At 52.0% G+C, this 2,674-nt stretch carries 1 tRNA gene and 2 rRNA genes (1 of these 3 only partly in view); all 3 read right to left on the reverse strand.

Annotation, left to right across the window (positions count from 1 at the left end):
* Positions 1-562: ribosomal RNA gene (locus IQ224_RS21500) — 23S ribosomal RNA — on the reverse strand (it extends 2,318 nt beyond the left edge of the window).
* A 151-nt stretch (positions 563-713) separates the two neighbouring features.
* Positions 714-787, reverse strand: a tRNA-Ile gene (locus tag IQ224_RS21505).
* Between the two features lie 134 nt (positions 788-921).
* Positions 922-2,410 (reverse strand): 16S ribosomal RNA (locus tag IQ224_RS21510).
* The 16S and 23S rRNA genes sit together here with 1 tRNA gene alongside, the layout of an rRNA operon.
* Between the last annotated feature and the right edge of the window lie 264 nt (positions 2,411-2,674).

Genomic DNA, 2,674 nt, shown 5'->3' on the forward strand with positions numbered 1-2,674 from the left:
GTCCTCCCATTGCTTGTAGGCTAACGGTTTCATGTTCTATTTCACTCCCCTTCCGGGGTTCTTTTCACCTTTCCCTCGCGGTACTGTTTCTCTATCGGTCACACGGGAATATTTAGCCTTACCTCGTGGTCGAGGCAGATTCACACGGGATTTCACGTGCCCCATGCTACTCGGGATGCAGTTAAGCTGGTTCCTTTTTCGACTACAGGACTTTCACCTTCTCTGGTGCGGTTTTCAGCCGCTTCGTCTAAATTTCCCAGTCTTTTGTTACTGTCCCACGACCCCAAGTTCCGAAGAACTTGGTTTAGGCTGTTCCCTTTTCGCTCGCCGCTACTGGGGGAATCGCTGTTGCTTTCTTTTCCTCTGGCTACTAAGATGTTTCAGTTCACCAGGTTTGCTCGCTCCACCCTATGTATTCAGGTGGTCGTGTTTAGGGTTGCCCCATTCGGATATCTTCGGATCAATGCTTGCTTCCCGCTCCCCGAAGCGTTTCGTCGGTAACTACGTCCTTCTTCGCTTCCGTGTGCCTAGGTATCCACCGTTAGCCCTTATTAGCTTGACCTTGCGGTCTTCTTTTTTGGCTTTTTCACCTAGCTCTATGCAGTTTTCAAGGTTCCTCTGGACTCTTTACTCAGAGCCAGCATTCTCTCTTACTATATAAGTAAGATAAGGTGCTGATTCCTCGCTTCTCTTGTTTTTGCCACCTGTGCAGGTGGGCCATCCTGGACTCGAACCAGGGACCTCACCCTTATCAGGGGTGCGCTCTAACCACCTGAGCTAATAGCCCTTGTTCCTGATTCAGGTCTTGTTTGAACCCAGAACCTAGTTTGAAAGCCAATTTCGCCTCGCTCCGACCTTTTGGGATTGATTCTTGGTAGCGACTACTTTTTTTTCGTCTCCTACCTGAATTAGGTCTCCCTTTAAGGAGGTGATCCAGCCACACCTTCCGGTACGGCTACCTTGTTACGACTTCACCCCAGTCACTAGCCCTGCCTTAGGCATCCCCCTCCTTGCGGTTGAGGTAATGACTTCGGGCGTGACCAGCTTCCATGGTGTGACGGGCGGTGTGTACAAGGCCCGGGAACGAATTCACCGCCGTATGCTGACCGGCGATTACTAGCGATTCCTCCTTCATGCAGGCGAGTTGCAGCCTGCAATCTGAACTGAGGCCGGGTTTGCTGGGATTCGCTGGCTCTCGCGAGTTCGCTGCCCTTTGTCCCGACCATTGTAGTACGTGTGTCGCCCAAGACGTAAGGGGCATGCTGACTTGACGTCATCCCCACCTTCCTCCGGTTTGTCACCGGCAGTCTCCTTAGAGTCCCCAACTTAATGCTGGCAACTAAGAACGAGGGTTGCGCTCGTTGCGGGACTTAACCCAACATCTCACGACACGAGCTGACGACAGCCATGCACCACCTGTGTTCGCGCTCCCGAAGGCACCCCCAGCTTTCACCAGGGTTCGCGACATGTCAAGTCTTGGTAAGGTTCTTCGCGTTGCATCGAATTAAACCACATACTCCACCGCTTGTGCGGGCCCCCGTCAATTCCTTTGAGTTTCACACTTGCGTGCGTACTCCCCAGGCGGGATACTTAACGCGTTAGCTTCGGCACGGCTCGGGTCGATACAAGCCACGCCTAGTATCCATCGTTTACGGCTAGGACTACAGGGGTATCTAATCCCTTTCGCTCCCCTAGCTTTCGTCCCTGAGTGTCAGATACAGCCCAGTAGCACGCTTTCGCCACCGATGTTCTTCCCAATCTCTACGCATTTCACCGCTACACTGGGAATTCCTGCTACCCCTACTGCTCTCTAGTCTGCCAGTTTCCACCGCCTTTAGGTCGTTAAGCAACCTGATTTGACGGCAGACTTGGCTGACCACCTGCGGACGCTTTACGCCCAATAATTCCGGATAACGCTTGCCTCCCCCGTATTACCGCGGCTGCTGGCACGGAGTTAGCCGAGGCTGATTCCTCAAGTACCGTCAGAACTTCTTCCTTGAGAAAAGAGGTTTACAATCCAAAGACCTTCCTCCCTCACGCGGCGTTGCTCCGTCAGGCTTTCGCCCATTGCGGAAAATTCCCCACTGCTGCCTCCCGTAGGAGTCTGGGCCGTGTCTCAGTCCCAGTGTGGCTGCTCATCCTCTCAGACCAGCTACTGATCGTCGCCTTGGTAGGCCCTTACCCCACCAACTAGCTAATCAGACGCAAGCTCTTCTCCAGGCCAATTAGGTTTCACCTCGCGGCACATCGGGTATTAGCAGTCGTTTCCAACTGTTGTCCCCGTCCTGAAGTTAGATTCTTACGCGTTACTCACCCGTCCGCCACTAGAATCCGAAGATTCCCGTTCGACTTGCATGTGTTAGGCACGCCGCCAGCGTTCATCCTGAGCCAGGATCAAACTCTCCATGATGAATCGTTTGATTCTTTTGACTTTTTTTCGTCTCCCCCTTGCGGGTTTGACTTTTTTGTTATAGAATTGCTTCTAAACGAGGCTTTTTTTGCTTGGCTTTCAAACTATTGTTTTGTCTAGGTTCCAGCGTCGTTTGTTTCGCTTCGCTTTCGCTTTGCTTCAACCGCGCATTTACCAATGTATCTAACTTCCCCAGGTTTGTCAACCCCTTTTGGCAAAATTTTTTGATCTTTTTTCTATCCCTTGCTCCGTAAGCCTTTCAGC

It is taken from the genome of Microcystis sp. LEGE 00066 (assembly GCF_015207925.1).
GTDB lineage: Bacteria > Cyanobacteriota > Cyanobacteriia > Cyanobacteriales > Microcystaceae > Microcystis > Microcystis ichthyoblabe_A.